The sequence below is a fragment of the Acidovorax sp. Root217 genome (assembly GCF_001428645.1).
In the GTDB taxonomy this organism is placed as follows: Bacteria; Pseudomonadota; Gammaproteobacteria; order Burkholderiales; family Burkholderiaceae_C; genus Acidovorax.
This window is the reverse complement of sequence record NZ_LMIH01000016.1, coordinates 287,823-311,813: the sequence shown is the minus strand read 5'-3', so window position 1 is coordinate 311,813 and position 23,991 is coordinate 287,823. Positions and strand designations below refer to the sequence as shown.

21 protein-coding genes and 1 riboswitch are annotated in these 23,991 nt (G+C 68.6%); of the genes, 11 read left to right on the top strand and 10 right to left on the bottom strand.

The window, feature by feature from the left end; genetic code table 11:
- The first annotated feature begins 4 nt into the window (after positions 1 to 4).
- The 3 genes from ASE31_RS18280 to ASE31_RS18270 are packed head-to-tail and all read left to right on the top strand — an operon-like array spanning position 5 to position 5,032.
- On the top strand, positions 5 to 538 hold the full coding sequence (locus ASE31_RS18280) for a hypothetical protein (RefSeq protein ID WP_057203229.1): 534 nt from the start codon (positions 5 to 7) through the stop codon (positions 536 to 538).
- Positions 531 to 2,630 carry an NAD-dependent DNA ligase LigA gene (ligA, locus tag ASE31_RS18275; RefSeq protein ID WP_057203282.1) on the top strand — a complete coding sequence of 700 codons (2,100 nt, stop codon included), beginning with the start codon at positions 531 to 533 and terminating at the stop codon, positions 2,628 to 2,630. Before ASE31_RS18280 ends, ligA begins: the two co-directional genes overlap by 8 nt.
- Complete coding sequence (locus ASE31_RS18270) at positions 2,630 to 5,032, top strand: penicillin-binding protein 1A (RefSeq protein ID WP_057203228.1); 2,403 nt, start codon at positions 2,630 to 2,632, stop codon at positions 5,030 to 5,032. Before ligA ends, ASE31_RS18270 begins: the two co-directional genes overlap by 1 nt.
- Before the next feature lie 6 nt (positions 5,033 to 5,038).
- On the opposite strand, the gene ASE31_RS18265 is transcribed toward ASE31_RS18270, so the two are convergent.
- The 3 genes from ASE31_RS18265 to ASE31_RS18255 form a co-directional block, all read right to left on the bottom strand.
- On the bottom strand, positions 5,039 to 5,233 hold the full coding sequence (locus tag ASE31_RS18265; RefSeq protein ID WP_057203227.1) for a DUF1737 domain-containing protein: 195 nt from the start codon (positions 5,231 to 5,233) through the stop codon (positions 5,039 to 5,041).
- 17 nt (positions 5,234 to 5,250) lie between these two features.
- Positions 5,251 to 5,802, bottom strand: coding sequence for an NUDIX hydrolase (locus tag ASE31_RS18260; protein ID WP_057203226.1), 552 nt, complete (start codon positions 5,800 to 5,802; stop codon positions 5,251 to 5,253).
- A gap of 106 nt (positions 5,803 to 5,908) precedes the next feature.
- Positions 5,909 to 6,604, bottom strand: coding sequence for a fumarylacetoacetate hydrolase family protein (locus tag ASE31_RS18255; protein WP_057203225.1), 696 nt, complete (start codon positions 6,602 to 6,604; stop codon positions 5,909 to 5,911).
- Between the two features lie 134 nt (positions 6,605 to 6,738).
- Between ASE31_RS18255 and ASE31_RS18250 the strand changes: the two genes are divergently transcribed.
- The gene (locus ASE31_RS18250) at positions 6,739 to 7,194 is read left to right on the top strand and encodes a MarR family winged helix-turn-helix transcriptional regulator (RefSeq protein WP_057203224.1); all 456 of its coding nucleotides are present in this window, start codon (positions 6,739 to 6,741) and stop codon (positions 7,192 to 7,194) included.
- 9 nt (positions 7,195 to 7,203) lie between these two features.
- On the top strand, positions 7,204 to 8,007 hold the full coding sequence (pgeF, locus tag ASE31_RS18245; RefSeq protein ID WP_057203223.1) for a peptidoglycan editing factor PgeF: 804 nt from the start codon (positions 7,204 to 7,206) through the stop codon (positions 8,005 to 8,007).
- Here the strand turns inward: pgeF and ASE31_RS18240 are convergent.
- Complete coding sequence (locus ASE31_RS18240; protein WP_057203222.1) at positions 7,927 to 8,253, bottom strand: hypothetical protein; 327 nt, start codon at positions 8,251 to 8,253, stop codon at positions 7,927 to 7,929. The two genes, pgeF and ASE31_RS18240, sit on opposite strands and share 81 nt — an antisense overlap.
- A gap of 125 nt (positions 8,254 to 8,378) precedes the next feature.
- Here ASE31_RS18240 and ASE31_RS18235 point away from each other — a divergent pair, with 125 nt between their 5' ends.
- Both ASE31_RS18235 and ASE31_RS18230 read left to right on the top strand, forming a co-directional pair.
- Entirely contained in the window at positions 8,379 to 10,085 is a 1,707-nt protein-coding gene (locus ASE31_RS18235; RefSeq protein WP_057203221.1) for an alpha/beta hydrolase, read from the top strand.
- Positions 10,086 to 10,183: 98 nt separating this feature from the next.
- Positions 10,184 to 11,362: an acetyl-CoA C-acetyltransferase gene (locus ASE31_RS18230; protein WP_057203220.1), complete on the top strand. Its 1,179-nt coding sequence runs from the start codon at positions 10,184 to 10,186 to the stop codon at positions 11,360 to 11,362.
- 82 nt (positions 11,363 to 11,444) lie between these two features.
- Here the strand turns inward: ASE31_RS18230 and ASE31_RS18225 are convergent, their stop codons facing one another.
- Entirely contained in the window at positions 11,445 to 11,798 is a 354-nt protein-coding gene (locus tag ASE31_RS18225) for a DOPA 4,5-dioxygenase family protein (RefSeq protein WP_057203219.1), read from the bottom strand.
- A gap of 217 nt (positions 11,799 to 12,015) precedes the next feature.
- On the opposite strand from ASE31_RS18225, the gene ASE31_RS18220 reads away from it, so the two are divergent.
- Positions 12,016 to 12,501: a hypothetical protein gene (locus tag ASE31_RS18220; protein WP_057203218.1), complete on the top strand. Its 486-nt coding sequence runs from the start codon at positions 12,016 to 12,018 to the stop codon at positions 12,499 to 12,501.
- Between the two features lie 15 nt (positions 12,502 to 12,516).
- Here the strand turns inward: ASE31_RS18220 and ASE31_RS18215 are convergent, their stop codons facing one another.
- From ASE31_RS18215 to ASE31_RS18205, 3 genes are all read right to left on the bottom strand, one after another.
- Positions 12,517 to 13,980 (bottom strand): PepSY-associated TM helix domain-containing protein, encoded by a 1,464-nt coding sequence (locus tag ASE31_RS18215; RefSeq protein WP_057203217.1) that lies wholly within the window; start codon positions 13,978 to 13,980, stop codon positions 12,517 to 12,519.
- Between the two features lie 9 nt (positions 13,981 to 13,989).
- Positions 13,990 to 16,146: a TonB-dependent siderophore receptor gene (locus ASE31_RS18210; protein WP_057203216.1), complete on the bottom strand. Its 2,157-nt coding sequence runs from the start codon at positions 16,144 to 16,146 to the stop codon at positions 13,990 to 13,992.
- A gap of 70 nt (positions 16,147 to 16,216) precedes the next feature.
- A riboswitch (cobalamin riboswitch) is annotated at positions 16,217 to 16,442 on the bottom strand.
- A 38-nt stretch (positions 16,443 to 16,480) separates the two neighbouring features.
- Positions 16,481 to 17,743 carry a lytic murein transglycosylase gene (locus tag ASE31_RS18205; protein WP_057203281.1) on the bottom strand — a complete coding sequence of 421 codons (1,263 nt, stop codon included), beginning with the start codon at positions 17,741 to 17,743 and terminating at the stop codon, positions 16,481 to 16,483.
- A 144-nt stretch (positions 17,744 to 17,887) separates the two neighbouring features.
- On the opposite strand from ASE31_RS18205, the gene sbcB reads away from it, so the two are divergent.
- The 3 genes from sbcB to ASE31_RS18190 all read left to right on the top strand — a co-directional run bounded on the left by sbcB (position 17,888) and on the right by ASE31_RS18190 (position 22,629).
- Positions 17,888 to 19,327: an exodeoxyribonuclease I gene (sbcB, locus tag ASE31_RS18200; RefSeq protein WP_057203215.1), complete on the top strand. Its 1,440-nt coding sequence runs from the start codon at positions 17,888 to 17,890 to the stop codon at positions 19,325 to 19,327.
- Between the two features lie 43 nt (positions 19,328 to 19,370).
- Entirely contained in the window at positions 19,371 to 20,624 is a 1,254-nt protein-coding gene (locus tag ASE31_RS18195; RefSeq protein WP_057203214.1) for a cystathionine gamma-synthase family protein, read from the top strand.
- A gap of 106 nt (positions 20,625 to 20,730) precedes the next feature.
- Positions 20,731 to 22,629: a sigma-54-dependent Fis family transcriptional regulator gene (locus tag ASE31_RS18190; protein ID WP_057203213.1), complete on the top strand. Its 1,899-nt coding sequence runs from the start codon at positions 20,731 to 20,733 to the stop codon at positions 22,627 to 22,629.
- Positions 22,630 to 22,665: 36 nt separating this feature from the next.
- Here the strand turns inward: ASE31_RS18190 and ASE31_RS18185 are convergent, their stop codons facing one another.
- The gene (locus ASE31_RS18185; protein WP_082604230.1) at positions 22,666 to 23,463 is read right to left on the bottom strand and encodes an isocitrate lyase/phosphoenolpyruvate mutase family protein; all 798 of its coding nucleotides are present in this window, start codon (positions 23,461 to 23,463) and stop codon (positions 22,666 to 22,668) included.
- 115 nt (positions 23,464 to 23,578) lie between these two features.
- Complete coding sequence (locus ASE31_RS18180; protein WP_057203280.1) at positions 23,579 to 23,986, bottom strand: DUF779 domain-containing protein; 408 nt, start codon at positions 23,984 to 23,986, stop codon at positions 23,579 to 23,581.
- Positions 23,987 to 23,991 lie beyond the last annotated feature (5 nt).

The following is a 23,991-nucleotide window of genomic DNA, read 5'->3' as shown; positions in this document are numbered from 1 at the left end:
TCCCATGCGCTGGTGGCACGTGCTGTTTCCGCAGGTGGTGGAAATGCCCCAGGGGCTGTTTCGCCCCTCGAACCGTTTCATCGACTACGGCTTGCCCGTGATCGGCTTTCTGGTCATCGTGGGCATGTTCCTCAGGGCATCCCTGGCAGGCCGGACCAATTATTTCATCCTGGGGTATCTGGGCTTCGTCATTGCACCGGTGGCCTTGGCTTGGCGCGCACGGCGCAAGTTCGGACCCATGGGGCAGCCGCTGGTGCGCATCGATGGCGCAGGGATCTACCTGAGCATGCCCCAGAATGTGCGCCCGGGCCACGTGCAGGTGCCGCTGGCGGACATCCGGGCGCTCGTGGTCAAAGGCACGCCTGGCCTGCGCAGCTATGTGTTCGAGCGCCATGCGGGCGAGCCCATCGAGGTGCGCCCGGGGTTTGGGCGCCTCGACGCCCGAGTCATCGACTTTCTGCTGCGCGCCATGCCTGCCGCCATTCCTGTAACCGTGCAGGAGCCTCCTACTTTCCTGGGTGCCATCCGTGGTGACTGATTCCAATCCCTCCGCAGCCAGTGCGCTGTCCCTGCAACCGGCCGAGGCCGTCGACGCGCTGCGCGACCAGCTCAATCGCTGGGCCCACCAGTACTACGTACTCGACGAGCCCACGGTGCCCGATGCCGAGTACGACCGGGTGTTCCGTGAGCTGCAGGCCCTGGAGGAGGCCAACCCCGACCTCATCACCCCCGATTCGCCCACGCAGCGCGTGATCGGTGGCGTGGCGGATGGCCTGGCCCCGGTGCGCCATGCCGTGCCCATGCTCAGCATCCACACCGAGACCGATACCGAGGCCACGGGCGCCCAGGCCTTCGATGCGCGCGTGCGCCGCGAGCTCGGCCTGGCCGAGTCCGACCCTGCCATCGAGTACGTGGCCGAGCCCAAGTTCGACGGCTTGGCCATGAGCCTGCGCTACCAGGGTGGCCGCCTGGTGCAGGCCGCCACGCGCGGCGACGGCGAGGTGGGCGAGGACGTGACGCACAACATCCGCCGCATCCGCCAGATCCCTTTGATCCTGCCGGCCGGCGTGCCGCCGCTGCTCGAAGTGCGCGGCGAGGTGTACATGCGCCGCGCCGATTTCGACGCCCTGAACGAGCGCCAGCGCGAGCAGGGCGGCAAGACCTTCGTGAACCCGCGCAATGCCGCTGCGGGCGCGGTGCGCCAGCTCGATTCGGGCATCTCCGCGCAGCGGCCGCTGAGCTTCTTTGCCTACGGCCTGGGCGCCACCACGCCCGTGAACGAGGGTGGCCAGGCATTCGCCACGCATTACGAGATGCTGCAGACGCTCAAGTCCTGGGGCTTCCCGGTGGCGGCCCAGGTGCAGATCGCCAAGGGCGCGGCCGAGCTCGTAGCCTTTCACCAGCAGGTGGGCGCTTCGCGCGACCAGTTGCCCTACGACATCGATGGCGTGGTCTACAAGGTCAACCGCCTTGACCTGCAGCGCGACCTGGGCTTCAAGACGCGCGAGCCGCGCTGGGCCGTGGCCCACAAGTACCCCGCGCAGGAGATGGCCACGCGCGTGGAGGGCATCGACATCCAGGTCGGTCGCACCGGCAAGCTGACCCCCGTGGCACGCCTGGCGCCGGTGTTCGTCGGCGGGGTCACGGTGACCAATGCCACGCTGCACAACCTGTTCGAGATCCGCAAGAAGCAGGTGCGCGTGGGCGACACGGTGATCGTGCGCCGCGCGGGCGACGTGATCCCGGAGGTGGTGGGCGTCATGCCTGGCCAGCGCCCGGCCTATGTGCCCAACTTCCGCATGCCGCGCCAGTGCCCCGTGTGCGGCAGCGACGTGGTGCGCGAGCCCGGCGAGGCCAACCACCGCTGCACCGGCGGCCTGTTCTGCGCCGCCCAGCGCAAAGAGGCCATCCTGCACTTTGCCGCACGCCGCGCCATGGACATCGAGGGCCTGGGCGACAAGCTGGTGGACCAACTGGTCGAGGCCAACGTGATCCGCACGCTGCCCGACCTGTACCGCCTGGGGCTCACCTCGCTGGTGGCGCTGGAGCGCATGGCCGAGAAATCGGCGCAGAACGTGCTGGTCGCGCTCGAAAAATCCAAGCAGACCACGCTGCCCCGCTTTCTGTTCGGCCTCGGTATCCGGCACGTGGGCGAATCCACCGCCCGGGACCTGGCCAAGCACTTCGGCACGCTGGACGCCATGATCGGCGCCACGGCCGAGACCGCCGCCACGGTGGAGCAACTGCTCGAAGTGCCCGACGTGGGCCCCATCGTGGCGCAAAGCTTTCACACCTTCTTCCAGCAGGCGCACAACCGCGAAGTGGTGGAGCAACTGATTGCCTGCGGCGTGAAGTGGCCGGAGCAGGCCAGGGGCGAAAAGGTGCCCCAGGTACTGGCCGGCAAGACCATCGTGCTCACCGGCACCTTGCCCACCCTGAGCCGCGATGCCGCCAAGGACATGCTCGAGGCCGCAGGCGCCAAGGTCTCGGGCTCGGTGAGCAAGAAGACCAGCTATGTGGTGGCCGGCGAAGAGGCCGGCAGCAAGCTGGCCAAAGCCGAGGAGCTGGGCGTGCCCGTGCTCGACGAGGCGGGCATGCTGGCGCTGCTGGCCGGCGGGCCCGCAGCGTGATGCCGCCCCTTTTCACCAACCTGGGCGCGCGCCTGGCCGCCGGCCTGCGTCGCGTGGTGGCCTATGCAAAGGGCTCCTCACGCCGCAAGTGGCTGCTGGCCATCCTGGCGCTGCCGTTGGCCCTGGTGCTGTTCACCGTGGCGCTGATCCCGTTCACTCCCTCCATCAGCGACATCACCAAGGCCAAGACCGAGCGGCCCGCGCAACTGATCTCGGCCGACGGCAAGGTGCTGTCTGAATACCGGTGGGCGAACCGCGAGTGGGTGGCGCTCAACCGCATCGCCCCGCACGTGATCAATGCGCTCATCGCCACCGAAGACCACCGCTTCTACGAGCACTGGGGCATGGACTGGCGGCGCACCGCCTCGTCGGTGGTGCACACGCTGCGCGGGGATCCGCAGGGCGGCTCCACCATCACCCAGCAGTTGGCGCGCAACCTGTTCCCCGAGGAGATCGGGCGCTCGCGCACCTTGACGCGCAAGCTCAAGGAGGCCATCACCGCGATCAAGATCGAGATGTCCTACTCCAAGGACGAGATCCTGGAGACCTACCTCAACACCGTGCCGTTTCTGTACAACGCCTACGGCATCGAGATGGCGGCGCGCACCTATTTCGACAAGTCGGCTGACAAGCTCAACCTGCTGGAGAGCGCCACGCTGATCGGCATGCTCAAGGGCACGGCCTACTACAACCCGGTGATGAACCCCGAGCGCGCCCAGGCGCGGCGCAACACCGTGCTGGCGCAGATGGTCAAGCGCGACAAGCTCGACAAGGCCCAGTTCGACACCCTGCAAAAACGCCCCCTGCGCGTCGATTTCGAGCGCCAGAGCGAGGCCACGGGCCTGGCCCCGCACTTTGCCCAGCAGCTGCGCAAGACCCTGATCGCCTGGGCCGATGCCAACGGCTACAGCCTGCATGCCGATGGCCTGCTGGTGCACACCACCATCGACTCGCGCCTGCAGGCCTTCGCCAACCAGGCCGTGGCGCGCCAGGGCAAGCAGCTGCAGGGCATTGCCGACACCGCCTGGGCCCAGCGCAGCGCGTGGAACCCGCAGTCCGACCTGGTGCAGGACTTCGTGCGCGACACGCCCGAGTACCGCACGGCGGTGGAGCAGGGCGCCACTCCTGAGGAGGCGCTCAAGACCCTGGTGGCCGATACCGCCTTCATGCGCACCCTGCGACAGAACAAGACCCGCGTGCAGGCCGGTTTCATGGCCATGGACCCGGTCACCGGCCACGTGCTGGCCTGGGTGGGCAGCCGCGATTTCGGCCAGGACCCGTTCGACCACGTGCAGCAGGCACGGCGCCAGCCGGGCTCCACCTTCAAGCCCTTCGTCTATGGCGCGGCCTTCGAGCAGGGCGCGCTGCCCACCGACACGCTGATGGACGAGGCCGTGGAAATCCCCCTGGGCGGCGGCCAGGTCTGGCGCCCCACCGATGGCGGCCCGCCGAGCGACGAACCCATGACCCTGGCCGACGGCCTGGCCCTGTCCAAGAACACCATCACGGCCCAGCTCATGCACAAGGTCGGCCCCGCCCACGTGGCCGAGCTGGCGCGCGCCATGGGCGTGCGCGAGAGCAAGCTCGAACTCGTGCCCTCGCTGGCGCTCGGTACCAGCCCGGTCACCCTGCGCGAGATGGTTTCGGCCTACGGCACCATCGCCAATGCCGGGCGCTACGTGTCGCCGGTGCTCATCACGCGCATCGAGGACCGCCATGGCAAGGTGCTGCAGACCTTCACCCCGCCCGCGGCCGAGAAGGTGCTGCCCGTGGGCGTGGCGCAGACGCTGCGCGCCACCATGCGCGGCGTGATCGACAAGGGCACGGGCCGCGCCATCCGCACGCGCTATGGCATCCAGGGGGACGTGGCGGGCAAGACCGGCACCACGCAGGACAACACCGATGGCTGGTTCATCCTCATGCACCCGCGCGTGGTGGCCGGCGCCTGGGTGGGCTTCAACGACGGGCGCGTGACCCTGCGCAGTGACTACTGGGGGCAGGGCGCCCACAGCGCGCTGCCCATGGTGGGCGACTTCGTGCAGCAGTCCTTCCGCTCGCAGGTGCTCGACGGCAAGGACCGCTTCATCGACGAGCAAGACCCCAGCGCCGTGGGCAATGCCATGGCCGGTATGCGCAACTGGGTGATGGACCTGTTCGGCCGCGATGCGCCCGGTCAGCCCAGTCAGCCCGGTGGCTACCCGCCACCGCTGCCCCCAGGCACCCTGCCACCGGTGATCCGCGAGCCGGACCTGCAACCCCTGCCCGATGCGTCGCCGCAGCGCGGACCTGCGCCGCCGGCCGAGCAGATGGTGCTGCCACCGCTGTCGCCTGCCATGCCCCCGCCGGTCGGCGTGCCGCCGCCCGCAGGGGGGCAGGTGCCCGGTGCCGAGGTGCCGCCCTGAGCGGGTCTATTGGGGCTTGGTGCCGGGCCAGAGGATGGCTTGCGCCACAATCACGCGCTCGCCATTGAAGGTCGCGGCCGGTGAGCCATACAGCTCATAGCCCAGCGCCAGGGCCTCGCTCACGCGTCGGCAGAAGGCCGCGTCGTCGGGGCCGGTGAGCAGGCGGTACGTGGGCAGATTGTCGGGCGGGGCGCTGTGCATGGCAGACCTCTCACGGGTCACTCGATATCGATGCAGTGCAGCCCAAAAGCGCCCGCCTTGCGGTCGGCGAAATAGCACTCCAGCGTTTCCTTCACCGTGCGGAAGGCGATCTCTTCCCACGGAATTTCGGCCTCGGTGAACAGGCGTGCCTCGATGGTCTCGTGGCCGGGGTCGAACACCTCGCTGAGCAGCGTGGCGCGGTAGAAGAAATGCACCTGGCCGACGCGGCGCACGTTGAGCAGGCTGAACAGCGGGCCCATCTCTATCTGCGCGCCGGCCTCCTCGTCGGTCTCGCGCGCGGCGCCTTGCGAAGTGGTCTCCTCCAGCTCCATGAAGCCCGCAGGCAGCGTCCACTTGCCCCAACGCGGCTCGATGTTGCGCTTGCACAGCAGTACGCGGCCATCGGCCAGCACGGGCACCGTGCCCACCACATTGAGCGGGTTCTCGTAGTGCACCGTGTGGCAGGCCGGGCACACGGCGCGCTGCTTGGTGTCGCCATCGTCGGGCAGGCGGTACACCACGGCGGTGCCACAGGCGCGGCAGTGTCGGATCGGGCTGCGGAAGGTCATGCGGGTAAAAGCGTGGGGCTGCCTGCCGTAACTGGCGCCTGCAGCTATGAAAATGATAGTGTAACGCCCACCAGGACGAGCCTGCGGCGGGCGATGGCGATGGGGATTACACCACCTTGAGCTTGATCCCCGTGAGGCCGTCCACACCGCCTTCGAGCGTGTCGCCGCGCACCACGGCGCCCACGCCTTCGGGCGTGCCCGTGTAGATCAGGTCGCCGGGCTGCAGCTCCCAGGCGGCCGACAGGTGCTCGATGGTCTCGGCGATGTTCCAGATCAGCTGGGCCACCGTGCTGCGCTGCTTGTCGGTGCCGTTGACCTGCAGCCAGATGCCGGCCTTGGCCACGTCGCCGGCCTGGGCCGCAGGCGTGATGGGGCCGATGGGGGCGCTGGCATCGAAGCCCTTGCCGATGCACCAGGGGCGGCCCTGCTTCTTCATGTCGTTCTGCAGGTCGCGGCGCGTCATGTCCAGGCCCGTGGCGTAGCCGTAGATGTGCGAGAACGCGTCGGCGGCCTTGATGTCCTTGCCGCCCTTGCCGATGGCCACCACCAGTTCGATCTCGTGGTGCAGGTTGGCGGTGAGGCTGGGGTAGGGCAACTCGCCGGTCTGGCCGGCATCGACGACGACGATGGCGTCGGCCGGCTTCATGAAGAAGAACGGCGGCTCACGGCCGGTGAAGCCCATTTCCTTCGCATGCTCTTCGTAGTTGCGGCCCACGCAGTAGATGCGGTGCACGGGAAAGCGGTCGCCGCTGCCCACCACGGGGACGCTGGCCACCGGCGCGGGGGAAAACACATAGCTCATGTCTGCCTTTCAAGGGTGTTGGGGAGTCTGCCTATGCACGTGCGCCCGTGGGCGATCGCGTACAAGGCGAGCCTGTTGCCAGTGTGCCACGCCCGCGCCGCAGTTGCTGGGGGTGGGGCGCTACACTCGCGCCCATGGCAAAGAGCTTCGATTTCCAAAACACGCCGGGCCACCTGGTGCGCCGCGCGCACCAGCGGACTGTGGCGCTTTTCATGGAAGAGACGGCCGGGTTCGACGTGACCCCGGTGCAGTTTGCCATCCTGCACGAGCTGCTGGCCCAGCCGGGCGAGGACCAGGTGACGCTGGCCTCGCGCGTGGCCTTCGATGCCGCCACCTCGGGCTCGGTCATCGGCCGGCTCGAAAAGCGCGGCTGGGTGCGCCGCGAGGCCGACACCCGCGACCGGCGCCGCAAGCTGCTGTGGATCACCCCCGAGGGCGAAACCGCCGCACTGCAGATGCGCGATGCTGCCCAGCGTGTGCAGGAGCGCCTGATGGGCCCCCTGAATGCCGAAGAGCGCGCAGTCCTGATGACCCTGCTGACCAAGGTCGTCTACCAACACCAGGACCCTGCAGGCACTTCCGGCGCCTGATTGCTTCCCATGGATGCTTCCCTGCCGGCCGACTGGCTGGTACCCGACTGGCCTGCGCCGTCCGGCGTGCATGCGCTGTGCACCACACGCGCTGGCGGCGTGAGCGCGGCCCCGTATGACCACCTGAACCTGGGCGCCCATGTCGGGGACGATGTGGCCGCTGTGCAGGCCAACCGCCAGGTGCTGCAGTCCGTGCTGCAGGCCCGTACCGCCGGGGCACGCGCCGTCTTCCTGAACCAGGTGCATGGCACCGATGTCGCCGTGATCGACCGTACCACGCCCGATGCGACGGCGGCCGATGCCTGCCTGGCCACGGCGGCCGGTGCCGTGTGCACCATCATGGTGGCAGACTGCCTGCCGGTGCTGTTGGCCCATCGCGCGGGCAGCGTGGTGGCCGCCGCCCACGCCGGCTGGCGCGGCCTGGCCGGGGCTCAAGGGCAGGGGGTGCTCGAATCCACGGTGCAGCATCTGGCGGCCCAGGGCGCGCCTGCTGCCGAGGTCATTGCCTGGCTGGGGCCCTGCATCGGGCCCACGGCTTTCGAGGTGGGGGCCGAGGTGCGCGCGGCGTTCTGCGGCCATGATGCCGCCGCCGATGCCTGTTTCGTGCCCCAGCCCGGGGGCAAGTTCCTCGCCGATCTGGCAGGCCTGGCCCGGCTGCGCCTGGCGGCCCTGGGACTCAACGCGGTTTACGGCAACGATGGCACGGCACCCTGGTGCACGGTGCGCAATGCCTCACGGTTCTTTTCGCACCGGCGCGACACCGCCGTCCTCGGCGGCAGCGGGCGTTTCGCCGCCTGCATCTGGCGCGGCTGAGTCGGCCTGCGCGGCCCGCAGTGCCGCCTGCTCGGCATCCCAGGCGGCCTGCTCTGCCTGCTCGCGCTGTTTGATGGCCCGTTTGCGCGAGGGCGTGCCCATGATGTAGACCACGATCCCCATGGGCAGCAGCCCGTACAGCACGAAGGTGACGATGGCCCCCAGCACCGTGCCGGTGGTGTTGGTGGCTTCCGCCACGGCCATCATGAGGGTGACGTAGAGCCAGGCGATGACGATCAGGTACATTGTGTTGAAAACGTGTTTACGGGTTCTTGGCGCGATCAACGCGGTTGCAGGTTGCCAGCCCTCGCGGGGTGGGCAACAATGAAGGCAAGGTGCCGGTGCAGCCGAACACCATCAGAGGAGACGGGATGAGTTCAGAAGAATCGATCTGGGACCAGAGCGCCCAGCAATTCCAGCAGATTTTCGGTCAAGGCTGGGCGCAGGCCGTCCAATCCTTCCAGAAAATCGACCTGGCAGCACCAGGTGCGGCCACTCCCGCGCCCGTGCAATTGTCGCCTGCCAAGCTGCAGGCCCTGCAGCAGCAATACCTGGAGGAGGCCAAGGCATTGTGGGCCCAGGGCCTGCAGGGCAAACCCGAGGTCAAGGACAAGCGCTTTGCCGGCGAAGGCTGGGCCGCCAACCCGGTGGCGGCCTTCTCTGCCGCCGCCTACCTGCTCAACGCCCGTACCTTGATGGGCCTGGCCGACGCTGTCGAGGCCGACGAGAAGACGCGCGCGCGCATCCGCTTCGGTGTGGAGCAGTGGATGGCGGCCATGGCGCCCAGCAACTTCCTGGCCTTCAACGCCGAGGCGCAGAAAAAAGCCATCGAAACCAAAGGCGAAAGCATTGCCAAGGGCATGCAGAACCTGCTGCACGACCTGAAGCAGGGCCATGTCTCGATGACCGATGAGAGCCTGTTCGAGGTGGGGCGCAACGTGGCCACCACCGAGGGCGCCGTGGTGTTCGAGAACGAGCTGTTCCAGCTGCTCGAGTACAAGCCGCTGACCGCCAAGGTCTACGAGCGCCCCTTCCTGCTGGTGCCGCCGTGCATCAACAAGTTCTACATTCTCGACCTGCAGCCCGAGAACTCGCTGATCCGCTATGCGGTGAGCGAGGGCCACCGCACCTTCGTGGTGAGCTGGCGCAACCCCGACGACGCCCTGGCGAAAAAGACCTGGGACAACTACGTCGAAGACGGCGCCATGGCGGCCATCGACGTGGTGCAGAACATCACCGGCGCCGATCAGATCAACGCCCTGGGCTTCTGCGTGGGCGGCACCATCCTCTCCAACGCGCTGGCCGTGCTGGCCGCGCGCGGCGACGAGCCCGTGGCCAGCGCCACCTTCCTGACCACGCTGATCGACTTCACCGACACCGGCATCCTCGACGTCTTCATCGACGAGGCCTTCGTCAAGTACCGCGAGATGGAGATGGGCAACGGCGGCATGATGAAGGGCCAGGACCTGGCCTCGACCTTCAGCTTTTTGCGCCCCAACGACCTGGTCTGGAACTACGTGGTGGGCAACTACCTCAAGGGCGAAACGCCGCCGCCGTTCGACTTGTTGTACTGGAACAGCGACAGCACCAACCTGCCCGGGCCGTTCTATGCCTGGTACCTGCGCAATTTCTACCTCGAAAACAGCCTGGTGCAACCGGGCAAGCTCACCGTCTGCGGCGAGAAGATGGACCTGGGCCAGCTCACGCTGCCCACCTACATCTACGGCTCGCGCGAAGACCACATCGTGCCCGCCACGGCGGCCTATGCCTCGACCCAGGTGCTGCCGGGCAAGAAGCGCTTCGTGATGGGGGCCTCGGGCCACATCGCCGGCGTGATCAACCCGCCTGCCAAGGGCAAGCGCAGCCACTGGATCCGCGCCGACGGCAAGTTCCCCGCCACGCTCGACCAATGGTTGCAGGGCGCGGCCGAACACCCCGGCAGTTGGTGGACCGACTGGTCCGGCTGGCTCAAGGGCCATGCGGGCAAGCAGATCGCCGCGCCCAAGGGCTATGGCAAGGCCCCCAAGTTCAAGGCCATCGAGCCGGCCCCCGGCCGCTATGTGAAGCAAAAAGCCTGAGCCTGCAGACCTGAGAGAATTCACCGCAAGATCCGAAAGCACAGGGCCCGTTGTTCCGCCGATGGGCCCGTATCCACCCCCAGAAAGAAGGACATTCCATGGAAGACATCGTCATCGTTTCGGCCACCCGCACGGCGGTGGGCAAGTTTGGCGGCGCACTGGCAAAGGTACCCGCCACCGAGCTGGGCTCCATCGTCATCCGCGAAGCCCTCGCGCGCGCGGGCCTGGCTGCCGGCCAGGTGGGTGAAGTCATCATGGGCCAGGTGCTGGCGGCCGGCGTGGGCCAGAACCCTGCGCGCCAGGCCTCCATGAAGGCCGGCGTGGCGCAGGAGACGCCTGCGCTCACCATCAACGCCGTCTGCGGCTCGGGCCTCAAGGCCGTGATGCTGGCCGCCCAGGCCGTGGCCTGGGGCGACAGCGAGATCGTGGTGGCCGGTGGCCAGGAAAGCATGAGCCTGGCACCCCATGTGCTGCCCGGCTCGCGCGACGGCCAGCGCATGGGCGACTGGAAGCTGGTCGATACCATGATCGTTGACGGCCTGTGGGACGTGTACAACCAGTACCACATGGGCATCACGGCCGAGAACGTGGCCAAGCAGTACGGTATCACCCGCGAGCAGCAGGACGCATTGGCCCTGAACAGCCAGCTCAAGGCCGCCGCCGCGCAGGACGCCGGCAAGTTCGCCTACGAGATCGTGGACGTGGCCCTGGCGCAGAAGAAGGGCGACCCGATCTTCTTCAACACCGACGAATACCTCAACCGCAAGACCAATGCCGAGGCCCTGGCCGGCCTGCGCCCCGCCTTCGACAAGGCCGGCAGCGTGACGGCGGGCAATGCCTCGGGCCTGAACGATGGCGCTGCTGCCGTGGTGGTGATGAGCGCCAAGAAGGCTGCCGCCCTGGGCCTCAAGCCCCTGGCGCGCATCGCCTCCTTCGGCACCACCGGCCTGGACCCCGCCACCATGGGCATGGGCCCGGTGTCGGCCACGCGCAAGGCCTTGCAGCGCGCCGGCTGGAACGCCGCCGACGTGGACCTGTTCGAGCTTAACGAAGCCTTCGCCGCCCAGGCCTGCGCCGTGAACAAGGAGCTGGAGATCGACCCCGCCAAGGTCAACGTCAACGGTGGCGCCATTGCCATCGGCCACCCCATCGGTGCGTCGGGCTGCCGCATCCTGGTGACCCTGCTGCACGAGATGCAGCGCCGCGACGCCAAGAAGGGCGTGGCCGCGCTGTGCATCGGTGGTGGCATGGGCGTGTCCCTGGCACTGGAGCGCTAAGCAATCTGAATACGGTACCTCGCCGGTGCCGCAGCCAACGAAGCCCACCGTCCGGTGGGCTTTTTTCATGGCCCTGGCTCGCTCAACCCGTAAAGCCCGCCAGGTTCAGCGTGTGCGAGTGCCCCAGCCAGAGTGCGCAATCGCGGTGGTCGCGCAGGCCGTCACCGGTGTTGGGGTGGGCGAACACGTCCAGCGTGCCGTGGTTGAGCGCCAGCCAGCCGATAACGTGCGAAAAGTCGGCCGTGCCGAAGGCGAGCTGGTAGCTCCACACCGGGTGAGGGCCCACGGGGCGCTCGTGGAAACGGCCGATCTCCACCCGGCCCGCCAGTTCGCGCGCGATGGTCTCGCGCAGTGCCCAGGCCGCGTCGCGGCTCTCGGCATCGAAGTAGACATGGGCGTGCCAGTCGCGGATCAGGGCGGGGTCGAGCAGGGGCATGGGCGGCATGTTACGGCCTGGTCGGCCGCAGTGCCGGGCCGGCCTGCACAAGCCCCCACTGCCCAGGGCGTTGGCATCAGTGTCTGGTTTGCGCATCATCGAGGCGCGGTGCACGGCCGTCGCAGCCCATGGCCCTTGGCGCGCCGTGGAGCGCGCGCTACATTGGGCGATTCGACCGCTCCCGCGCGGCCCCTTCTTTCGCCGAGGCACCGATACCATGGCACTGACCCGATTCACCGCATCGCTGATGCTGCTGCTGGGATCCACCCTGGCATGGGCCGCGCAGGCGAACCCGACCGAATGCACTTCGGGTGTCCGGTTCACCGCCGCACAGGCCGAGATCGATGCCGCGCTCAAGACCGTGGGCGACGGGCCCCTGCGCAACCGGGCGCGCCTCGAATCCCAGCTCAAGGCCAGCGGGGCCACACGCGGCTGGTCGCAGGAGCAGCAGGCCGAGATGCTGCGCAAGGCCTACAGCTCCGCAGGCTACTGGGCACTTGAGAAGGCCAAGCAGCCGCATGTGTCCACGCTCATGCAGGCCGTGACGGCAAGCTCCGGCCCCGACCCTCGGGTCTCCAAATGCACCGCCGCCAGGCAGGTGAAGGCCAGCGCGTGGGCCGTGGCCGACATCCATGGCCGCCAGTACGCCTATGTGGCCCGCGAAGTGGGGCTCATACAGGCCACACAGGCCAAGGCGCGCTGAACACCCGGCGGGCGGTCATTTCGCCAGCCGGCGCCAGCCAATCACCACGCCGGTGACCGACACGACGAGGCCCGCGAGCGACAGCACCCAGATCGCCAGGTACCAGGCTGGCGTCTTGAGGAACAGCGGAAAATCCAGGCTGTGCAGCCCGTTGAAGAGCCAGCGGCGCAGCCGGCTGTCTGAGGTGCTGGTGGACAGCAACTGCCCTGTGGCAGCGTCCACATGCAGCCAGGTGGCCGCGTCGTCGTGCAGCACGATCCGCCACACCGGCAGCACGGGCGGCACGTGGCGCGCATACCAGTAGCGGTCGGGCTCGGTCAGCAGCGCCGGGGTGTCCGCGGCGATGCCTGGGTAGCTTGCCGCGGTGGCCCTCGCCAGGTCCTCGGGCACGACCGCCACAGCCAGTCCGGTGGCGGCATCCACGCTGCGGCGCCCGCCGGCGGCGTCCGACACCACCCACACCGGGCGGCCGCCATACCAGGCGGCCTCAACCGCCTTGGCGGGCGATGGGGCGCTGGCCAGCGTGTGCAGGCCTGGCAGCCCGTGCGTGAACTCCGGCCCGGCCTGTCCGAACTTCGCCGCCGCGTTGCCCGGCGTACTGTGCGAGAGCCAGCGGTTGGGACCCATCGAGAACCAGCCGCTGAACACCCAGGTCAGGATGGCGATGCCGCCGATGAGGCCCAGCACATGGTGCCAGGCCAGAAAGCCCCGGTAGGGCGTGGCCGAATCGCCCCGGTAGCGGCGGCGCAGGCGCACGCGCAGCACGCCCACGATGAGCCCGGTGCCGGCCGACACCATGGCCAGGCCCGAGGTCCACAGCACCAGTTGCCGCCAGAAGTCTGCATGCCGGCGGATGGGGGCGTAGGTGTAGTAGTGCAGCAGCGTGCCGAACAGTGTCCAGCGGCGCTCGAAGGCGCTGGTGTCGCGAACCACCTCGCCCGTCTTCTGCGACACGTAGAGTTCCGTGCCTGCGCCGTCGTCGATGGCGACGCGGTGCAGCGGCCGCGCCTTGTCGAAACTGTTGGCATTGGGCAGGGTCCACTGGTCATCGACGCTGGTCTCCAGGTAGCGCGCCGTCGCCGAGCGGGCGAATCCGCGTGCAATGGCCTCGGCGCGTTCGGGCGTGACCGCGCTTAGCGGCGTGGCCGATGCAGAAGCCACGTGGTGGTTGCCCTTGACGTCGATGACGCGCCATACGGGCGCATCCAGGCTCTGCTCCAGCGCCATCCTGCGGAGTGCCGCCAGCTGGAGCTGCGCCAGCGCCTCGGCCGGTGTGACCGTCACCTGCGCGAGGTCCAGCACCGGCAGGCCATCGATGCGCTCCTGCGGCGTGAGCGCAGGAAAGCGCACATGCAGCATCACCAGCCCCGACACGAACCACAGCACGAACAGGATGCAGCCAGCGATGCCCAGCCAGCGGTGGGTGAAGTACAGCGCCCGCCGCAGCGGGCGCCACAGGGCGTGCAGCGCGGGGCTCACGCTGCGCAATCAGAAGCGCACATGGGCCGACAGCTCCGCCGAGCGCGGGCGGCCGAGGATCCACTGGTTGTTGCCGCTGTACAGCGTCTGCGCGTAGATGCGGTCCGTGAGGTTGTAGACATGCAGCGCCAGCACCGTGCCCGGGCGCACGGCCCAGCGCAGGCTGGCGTCGGCCACGGTGAAAGAGGCCGCGCTGCTGCTGTTGGCGTTGTCCACCTTGCGTGCGCCCACGTAGCGCAGGCCCAGGCCCGCCTCCCACGCGGGCAGGAAGGCCCAGGTCGCCCAGGCATTGGCCGTGCGCTCGGGCACGCCGGGCGGGGTGTTGCCGTTGCGCGAGACCACGCGGCCGCTGACCACTTCGTTGAAGTCATCGAATTTGGCGTCGAGCACGGCGGCGTTGAGGTCCAGCCGCATGGTGGATACCGGCGCATAGGACAGCGAGGCCTCGACGCCGCGCGAGGACTGGGCACCCACCTGCTGGAAGAGGTTGGGGTCCACCGCGTCGCGGATCAGGAGCTTCTTCTTCTCGATCCAGTAGGCGGCCAGCGTGAATTCGCCCTTGCGCTCGTCGAACAGCTGTTTCCAGCCGATTTCGGCCTGCCTGCCCGTGGCCAGGTCGAACTGGCTCTGCTGCGCCGAGGTGTTGACCACGCCGCCCAGCGGGTCGGCCGCGGTGGAGTACTGCGCGTAGACGGACGTGACCGGTGTGACGGCATAGACCGCGCCGATGCGGCCCGACAGGTGGTTGAAGCTTTTGTTCACATCGGGGTCGATGCGCTTCCCGTCCTGCTTGCCGTAAGAGATCGAATCCCAGCGCAGGCCCGTGACCAGCGAGAGCTGCTTGGTCAGCTGCAACTGGTCTTCGACGAACAGCGCGCGCGTGTCGGTCTGCGCCTTGAACAGCTCGCCCACAATCACGCCCGTGGTGGGGAAGTTGCCGGGCACGAACTGGTAGGGGTCGAGCGACTGCGCGGCCGCGCCGTCACCCCGCGTCTTGGCGTATTCGAGCCGGTTCACGTCGAAGCCCACCGTGAGGGTATTGGGCAGGCCGGCGATGGGCTGCTTGAGCGTGGCGTCGAAACGGTTGCCCACCTGGTCCAGCGTGTAGTCGATACCGATGAAGCTCGAACGCGTGATGCGCCGCGTGGCCGGCACGTAGGCATAGCCCTCGGCATTGTTCCAGTGGCGGTCCGAGGCGATGCGGTACAGCGAGTTGCGCAGGGTAAGGGCCGAGGAGGGCGTCCACTCCGTGTCCAGGCGCGTCCACTGGTCGCGGAACTTGAGGTACGCATCGGCCACGTTGAAATTGGCCTTGCGCAGTGCCGGGTCGATGCGGCCGTTGACCAGCGGAATGCCGAAGTAGGGCGCGGGCTCCTGGTTGCCGTAGTCGTGCGACAGCGTCAAGCGCAGGTCGGGCGTGGCATCGAAGCGCAAAGCGCCTGCGGCCACCAGCGACTTGGAGCCGCTGCGCTCCACATCGCCGTCCGAGCGGTTGTGCGACAGGTCCACCCGGTACGACCACTGCTCGTTGATGGCGCCGCCGCTGCCGAATGCCGTGCGCACTGTGTCCTGCGAGCCGTAGGCCAGGCGCACCTCGTTGGAAATGGCGCCGCGCGTGGGCTTCTTGGGCACGGTGTTGATGGCGCCGCCGATGGCACCCTCGCCATACATGATCGAGGCGGGGCCGCGCAGCACCTCCACGCGCTCGGCCTGCCAGGGGTCGAACGGGAAGGTGACGGTGCCGCCCGACACGTACTGGCGTGTGCCGTCGTACAGGCGCATCACCGAGGTATTGCCCGCAAAGCCGCGCGCCACCAGGGCGCCGCCCGCCGCCGAGGCCGTCTGCGTGATGCCGGTGGCGCGCGAGGCGGCGTCGGCAATCGACTGGTCGCCGCGCTGGCGGATGGTCTCGCCCTCCAGCACCTCGATCGAGGCCGGCGTTTCCAGCGCCGTGAGGCCCAGCCGGCTGCCGGTGCTGGTGGGCGTGGTCAGCGTCTGGGGTGTTTCGATGAAGGCACCGGACTGCACGGTGACCGGGGCCAGTGTGGCGGTTTGGGCCTGTGCGCCAGTGGCAGCGGCCAGTGTGAGAACGGCACCGTAGAGGCACGAGAAATGGAAGCGCGCGGGCGCATGCCCGGCCGAGGGGCGGCAAAAGTGGGGATTCATGGGGCAACGGATACAGGGGCGTCCTCCCCGGCATCCCCGCCGGGTCTGGACTGAACGGTATGCAGGCAGGCCTGCAAGCCACTTCGTTGGCCGGTATCCGGGCTGGGTGGAAAAAGCGTCCCTTGCCTTCCCAGACGTTGTACGTCCAGTGGCTTCAAGAGGGATGCCGAGCCGAAAGGCTCTTCCACCGACCGTTGCGGGGGCAGCGCAGGTCAGGCTTGTTGCCAAGCCCTCCTGCTTCCCGTTGAACTGCATTCCAGAAAAGGACTGCGAGCACCAACAGGGCGCGATTGTATGCGGTTGTGTCTGCGGTTGTTGACGGCCGCTGCTTCGGTCAGGGCGTGGCCAGGCGCTGCAGCAGCTCGGCAGTCGGGTAGCCATCGGCCACCGCACCAAGGCTTTGCTGGTACTGGCGCAGCCCGGCGCGCGTGGCCGGGCCCATCACACCGTCGGGCGTGCCGGCGTTGAAGCCGCGCTGGTTGAGCAGGGTCTGCAACTGCTGCACCTGGCTGCGCGACAGCGGCGCGAGGTCGCGCGGCCAGGCGGTGGCCACGCCGCTGCCGCCGTCGATCTGGCGCGCCAGCAGGCCCACGGCCATCGCATAGCTCACCGAGTTGTTGTAGCGCAGGATGGCGCGGAAGTTCGGCCCCACCAGAAAGGCCGGGCCGCGTGCGCCGGCCGGCGTGGCGATGGAGGCGGCCTCCAGCGCGGGCAGCGGTTGCCCATCCACGGACTGCACGCCTTCGGCAGCCCACTGGGCTGCCGTCTGGCGCACGGTCTGCTCGGCGCGCGCGTAGTCGAATCCCTGCGGCAGCCGCACCTCCACGCCCCAGGGCTGGCCGGCCTGCCAGCCCATGCGCGCGAGGAAGTTGGCGGTGGAGGCCGCCACATCGGGGATGCTGCCCCAGATGTCGCGGTGGCCATCGCCATCGGCATCGACCGCATAGGCCAGAAAGACCGAGGGCAGGAACTGCGTGTTGCCCATGGCGCCGGCCCAGGAGCCCACCATGCGCTCGTCGCTGATGTCGCCCTGGTCCAGGATGCGCAGGGCCGCCAGCAGCTCGCTGCGCGCCCAGGCCGCGCGGCGGCCTTCGAAAGCGAGCGTGGCCAGCGCATCGACGGCACGGAACGTGCCGAAGTTGCTGCCGTAGTTGCTCTCCATGCCCCAGATGGCGGTGATGATGGAGGAGGGCACGCCATAGCGCGTGGCTGCGGCGTCGATGGCCGCCTGGTGCTCGGCCCGCTTGGCCTGGCCCTGGGCGATGCGCTGGGCCGACACGGCGCTGTCGAGGTAGGCCCAGGGCGTGCGGTTGAATTCGGGCTGGGCGCGGTCGAGCTCGATCACGCGCGGCTGCAGCGTGGCATGGGCCAGCACCTGCTGCACGGTGGCCGGCCGAATGCCCGCGGCCAGGGCCTCGCGCGAGAAGCCGGCGATCCAGGCGGCAAAGCTGGCCTGCTCGGCGTCCTGGGGGGCGGGGCTGGTGATCGGGGCGGGGGCTGCAACGGGTGCCGCCACGGGGCGCGGCGCCGGTGCTGCGGCAGGCGCGGTGGGGGCGGGTGGTGTAGCGCAGCCCGACAAGGCGAGGGCGCAGGCCATGGCCAAGGCAGTCAGGGCAGGGCGGGGTGCCGCATGCAAAAAGCGGCGGGCAAAATGGGGGGCAAGCGAAATGGGCATTCCCCATTGTCCCGTGCCCGGCATACTTGCGGGTTCCGGTGTTTCTGACCGTAGCAATTTCATTCCATGCATACCTTTCTCTGGCACGACTACGAAACCTTCGGCGCCAACACGCGGCGCGACCGGCCCGCGCAGTTCGCCGCCATCCGCACCGATGCCGACCTCAACGAGATCGGCGAGCCGCTGAACATCTTCTGCCAGCCGGCCAACGACTACCTGCCCGACCCGGTCTCGTGCCTCATCACCGGCATCACGCCCCAGCAGTGCCTGGAGCAGGGCATGCCCGAGCACGCCTTTGCCGCCCGCATCGAGGCCGAACTGGCCCGCCCCGGCACCATCGGCGTGGGCTACAACACCATCCGCTTCGACGACGAGATCACGCGCTTCATGTTCTGGCGCAACCTGATCGACCCCTATGCGCGCGAGTGGCAGAACCAGTGCGGCCGCTGGGACCTGCTGGACGTGGTACGCATGACCTACGCCCTGCGCCCCGACGGCATCACCTGGCCCAAAAAGGAAGACGGCGCGCCGAGCTTCAAGCTCGAGCACCTGTCCAAGGCCAACGGCCTGCTGCACGAGGCCGCGCACGATGCCCTGTCGGACGTGCGCGCCACCATCGCCCTGGCGCGCCTTATCCGCCAGCACAACACCAAGCTGTTCGACTTCGCGCTCAGCCTGCACAAGAAGGACCGCGTGGCCGCCGAGCTGCGCCTGCCGGCCACGGCCATCACGGCCAGGCCTTTCCTGCATGTGTCCGGCATGTTCCCGGTCGAGCGCGGCTGCCTGGCCGTGATGTGGCCGCTGGCCAGCCACCCCACCAACAAGAACGAGCTGATCGCCTGGGACCTGGCGCACGACCCGACGCCGCTGGCCAGCATGGGCGTGGAGGAGATCCGCCTGCGCATGTTCTCGCGCGCGGCCGACCTGCCCGAGGGCGTGACGCGCCTGCCCATCAAGACCATCCACCTCAACAAGTCGCCCATGGTGGTGGGCAACGTGAACACGCTTACGGCCGAGCGCGCCAGGCACTGGAACATGGACCTGCCCCAGGCCGCCCAGCATGCCGAGATCGCGCGCGTGCTGCCCGACATGAGCGGCATCTGGCCGCAGGTGTTCGCCCGGCCCGAGGAGCCCACGCCCGACGTGGACCAGGACCTGTACGGCGGCTTCGTGGGCAATGGCGACCGCCGCCAGCTCAACGACATGCGCGCCATGGGCGGCGAGAAGCTGGCGCGCACCCGCCCCTCGTTCGACGACCCGCGCTTGAAGGAGTTGCTGTGGCGCTACCGTGCACGCAACTTCCCCGCCACCCTCTCGCCCGAGGAGCAGGAGCGCTGGGAGGCGCACCGCGCCGCCTGCCTGTTCGACGGGGCGGGTGGTGCCCGCACGGTGGAGCAGTTGTTCACCGAGATCGACAATCTCTCGGAGACTGCCGACGACGACCGCACCCAGGACATCCTGGGCGCCTTGTACGATTACGCCGAACACATCGCGCCCGAGCGCTGAGAACCTTCCTTTTTTCACGCCTGCAGAGCAGGCCCGAATTCCCATGAGCAGCAGCAGCAACGACAAGCCCACCCGCCAGTTCACCACCGAGATCGTGCATGCCGACCGCTTGGCCGGCACTGAGTACGGTGCGGTGCACCAACCCATCCACACCTCGGTGCAATACGGCTACGAGAAGGTGGAAGACCTGATTGGCGTGTTCCAGGGCACGATCAAGGGCGGTTTCAACTATGCCCGCCAGGGCACGCCCACCACGGCGGCGCTGGAGGCCAAGGTCACGCAGATGGAGCGCGGCCAGGGCTCCATCGTGTTTGCCACCGGCATGGCGGCCGTCTGCGCGGTGTTCCTCACCTTGCTCAAGGCGGGCGACCACCTGCTGGCCAGTAAGTTCGTCTTCGGCAACACCAACAGCGTGTTCGGCACCCTGGCCGACCTGGGCATCGAAGTGACCACGGTGGACGTGACCAACGCCGCCCAGGTGGCCGCCGCCGTGCGCCCCAATACGCGCATGGTGTTCGTGGAGACCATTGCCAACCCTGGCACGCAGATCCCCGACCTCGAAGCCATCGGCACCCTGTGCAAAGAGCGCGGCCTGCTCTACGTGGTGGACAACACCGTGGCGTCGCCCTACCTGTTCCGCCCCGTCACCGTGGGTGCAGGGCTGGTGATCAACTCGCTGACCAAGAGCATCGGCGGCCTGGGCGATGCCCTGGGCGGCGCGGTCACCGACACCGGCCTGTTCGACTGGAGCAGCTACCCCAACATCTTCGCCCCCTACCGCAAGGGCGACGCCAAGGGCTGGGGCCTGCAGCAGGTGCGCAAGAAGGGCCTGCGCGACATGGGCGGCATGCTCTCATCCCAGGCTGCACACCAACTGGCGCTGGGGGCCGAGACCCTGGCCCTGCGCATGGACCGCACCAGCGCCACCGCGCTGCAACTGGCCCAGTGGCTGGAAAAGCACCCCGCCATCGCCCGGGTGCACTACCCGATGCTCGAATCGCACCCGCAGCATGCGATCGCGCGCAAGCACTTCAAGGCCGGCTCGTGGCTGCTGGCCTTCGAGTTGCGCGATGCCGACCAATGCCTGTCTTTTTGCAACCGCTTGCAACTGCCGATCAAGGCCACGGGCCTGGCCGACACGCGCACGCTGATCATCCCCGTGGCGCACACCATCTTCTGGGAGGCGGGCCCCGCCGTGCGCGCCAACATGGGCATTGGCGACGGCATGATCCGCCTGTCCGTGGGTTTGGAGGAGATCGAAGACCTGCTGGCGGACTTCGAACAGGCCCTCGCCTAAATGCCCCCGATGGCAGCCTGCCGGTGCAAGCTGGCGTAAGGCCGGCATGCTAAGGTTTCCTGAAATGCCGGGCAGTGCAAACTGCCACGGCCGCAAGGAGACAACCATGCACCTGGAGCAAGCCGCCATGGCGGCACCGCGCGACCTGATACCCCACGCCCATGCCCGCTCGGCCGCCTACGGGCTGCGCGAGCAGGACGTGATGGACGTTATGCCCCTGGCTGGAGCGGACCTGCGGTGCACGCTGCAGCGCAACCAGTTGCTGGCCGATCATGCGCTGCCGGTGATGGAGACGCTCTACCACCAGATCGCCGGCACCCACAGCATGGTGCTGCTCACCGATCCCGAGGGCGTGATCCTGCATGCCCTGGGCGATGACGATTTCGTGGCCCGCGCCGACCGCGTGGCCCTGCGCCCCGGCGGCGTGTGGACCGAGGAGCGCAAGGGCACCAATGCCATCGGCACCGCGCTGGCCCTGGGCCAGGGCGTGCAGGTGCATGCCGGCCAGCACTACCTGCGGGCCAACCAGTTCCTCACCTGCTCGTGCGTGCCCATCCTCGACCCGCAGGGCAGGGCGCTCGGTGCGCTGGATGTGAGCGGCGACCACCGCAGCCAGAGCAAGCACACCATGGCGCTGGTGCGCATGTCCGCCCAGATGGTGGAAAACCACCTCTGGAACCAGGTCCACGCGGACGCTGTGCGCCTGCACTTCCATGCGCGGCCCGAGTTTTTGGGCACGCTGGTGGAGGGGCTCGCGGCCTTCAGAACCGACGGGCGCTTTCTCTCGGCCAACCGCAGCGGGCAGTTCCAGCTGGGCCTGTCGCACAGTGCGCTGCAGGCCCATACCTTTGCCTCGCTGTTTGGGGTGGACATGGCGAGCGTGCTCGACCATGGCCGCAGGGCACCTGGCGCGCTGCTCACACTGCGCCTGCCCGGTGGCGTGGCGGTGATGGCCCGGCCCGAGGTCCGGCCGCAGGCCGAGCGCCTGTGGTCCGGCGGCGCAGCCGAGCCAGCCCGGGCCCCTATCCAGGTGCGGCCTGCCCGTTCGACAGGGCTCTCGGGCCTGCGCTACCTCAACACCGGCGACCCCGCGCTGGCCCAGGCCATTGACCGTGTCACCAAGTTGCTGGGCCGCGACATCGCCACCTTGATCCTGGGTGAGACCGGCACCGGCAAGGAACTGCTGGCGCGGGCCATCCACCACGACGGGCCGCGCCGACAGGCGCCGTTCGTGGCGGTCAACTGCGCGTCCATCCCCGAGTCACTGATCGAGTCCGAGCTGTTCGGCTACGAGGAGGGCGCCTTCACCGGCGCGCGGCGCAAGGGCAGCCCTGGCAAGATCGTGCAGGCCCATGGTGGCACGCTGTTCCTCGACGAGATCGGAGACATGCCGCTGGCCTTGCAGGCCCGCCTGCTGCGCGTGCTGCAGGAGCGCAGCGTGGCGCCCCTGGGCGGCACGCGCCAGGTCGAGGTGGATATCCAGGTAGTCTGCGCCACCCACCGCAACCTGCGCGCGATGATGGCCGAGGGCAGCTTTCGCCAGGACCTGTACTACCGCTTGAACGGCCTGGTGGTGCGCCTGCCCGCGCTGCGCGAGCGCAGCGACCTGGCAGCCATCGTGCAGCGCGTGCTGCAATCGGGCACCGAGTCCGCTGCGCCGCCGCTGCCCTTGTGCCCCGAGGTCATGGACCTGTTCGCGCGCTGCGCCTGGCCCGGCAACCTGCGCCAGCTGACCAACGTGCTGCGCACGGCGGCGCTGATGGCCGAGGGCGATACCGCCATCCGGCGCGAACACCTGCCCGAGGATTTTCTGGAGGAATGCGAAGAGGTTGCAGCGCTCGCAGCCGCACCCGCAACCGCCGCGCTGCCTCTGCAGGCCATCACTGCGGCCGTCATCGCGCAGGCCCTGGCCGCGCAGGGCGGCAATGTCTCAGCCGTGGCGCGTGCGCTGGGCGTGTCGCGCAATACGGTGTACCGGCACCTGCGCGCCCAGGCGGCGGGCTGAAGCGCGCGGCTTCGCGGCGGCGCGGGCCTTTCGGGGTCAGTTGAACAGGTTCTGCATCTGCCCGTAGGGGATCTGCCCCTGCAGCTTGTCCGACTCACCCCCTTGCAGAAAGTCCGTCGCCAGCTTCGCCGCATGGCCCCACAGCACCTGCGGAATGCCGGAGCCCGCGCTGAGCCGCTTCACCCCCAGGGCCTGCAGTTGCGTGGCGTTGGCCAGGCCGCCCCAGGCCATCAGGTTCAGCGGCAGGTCGACACCGGCCACGACGGCCTGGATCTGCGCGGCATCGGCCAGCCCGGGCACGAACAGGCCATCCACGCCCGCGCTGCGGTACAGGTTGCCGCGCGCGATCGCTTCGTCGACCTGGCTGCCTTCATCCACCAGCCGCGCCAGCACGACATCCGTGCGCGCGTTGACGAACAGGTCCAGCCCGTTTTTGGCCAGCCGCTCCCGGATCGCCTCGGCCTTGCGTGCGAGTAGCTCAGCGGGCTTGCGCCCGTCTTCCAGGTTGATGCCGGCCACGCCCACCTCGGCCAGGCGCGCGGCAAGGTCCGCGACCTGTGCAGGGTCGTCCGAATAGCCGTCTTCCATGTCCACGGACAGCGGCACCTGCAGCACCCGCACCAGGTTCTTGGCATACGCCAGCACCACGTCCACAGGCATGGCGTAGCCGTCAGGGTACCCCTGCGACCAGGCCACGCCCGCGCTGGTCGTGGCGATGGCCGTGGCCCCCAGGCTCTCGAAGAGCCTGGCGCTGGCAGCGTCCCAGGCGTTGGGCAGGCGCAGCAGGGTGCCATTGGCGTGCAGCCCGCGGAACGTGGTGGCATGTGCGGTCACAGGGTCTCCTTCGGTAGGTCTTTGCGCGAGCATACCGCCGGTGGACCTTGAAGGCATGGCCAGGGCACTGAATGAAGCCCGCCTGAGATGCTTTGTGCCCCAGGCGGGCTTCGTGTCAGGCCACCGGGTGGAGTTTCAGCAGCTCCGATTCGGCTTCGCTGAACAGCCGCGAGCGGATCAGAAAGCGCAGGCCCGTGGGCCGCTCCAGCGAGAACATGCCGCCCCCGCCGGGCACCACGTCGATGGTCAGCTGGGTGTGTTCCCACACGGCGAACTGCGGTCGGCTCATGTAGAAGGGCTCGCCAGCCACATACCCGAGCAGCACGTCGGAATCGCCGGTCATGAACTCGCCGCGTGCAAAGCACATGGGCGCGCTGCCATCGCAGCAACCGCCCGACTGGTGGAACATCAGCGGGCCGTGCTGCGCATGCAGCCGTGCGATCAGTTCCAGGGCCGCAGGCGTGGCCGTGACGCGGACCGGTGGGTCCGTGCCATGGCCTTGCCGGGGTGCCTCGTGGGCCATGCTGC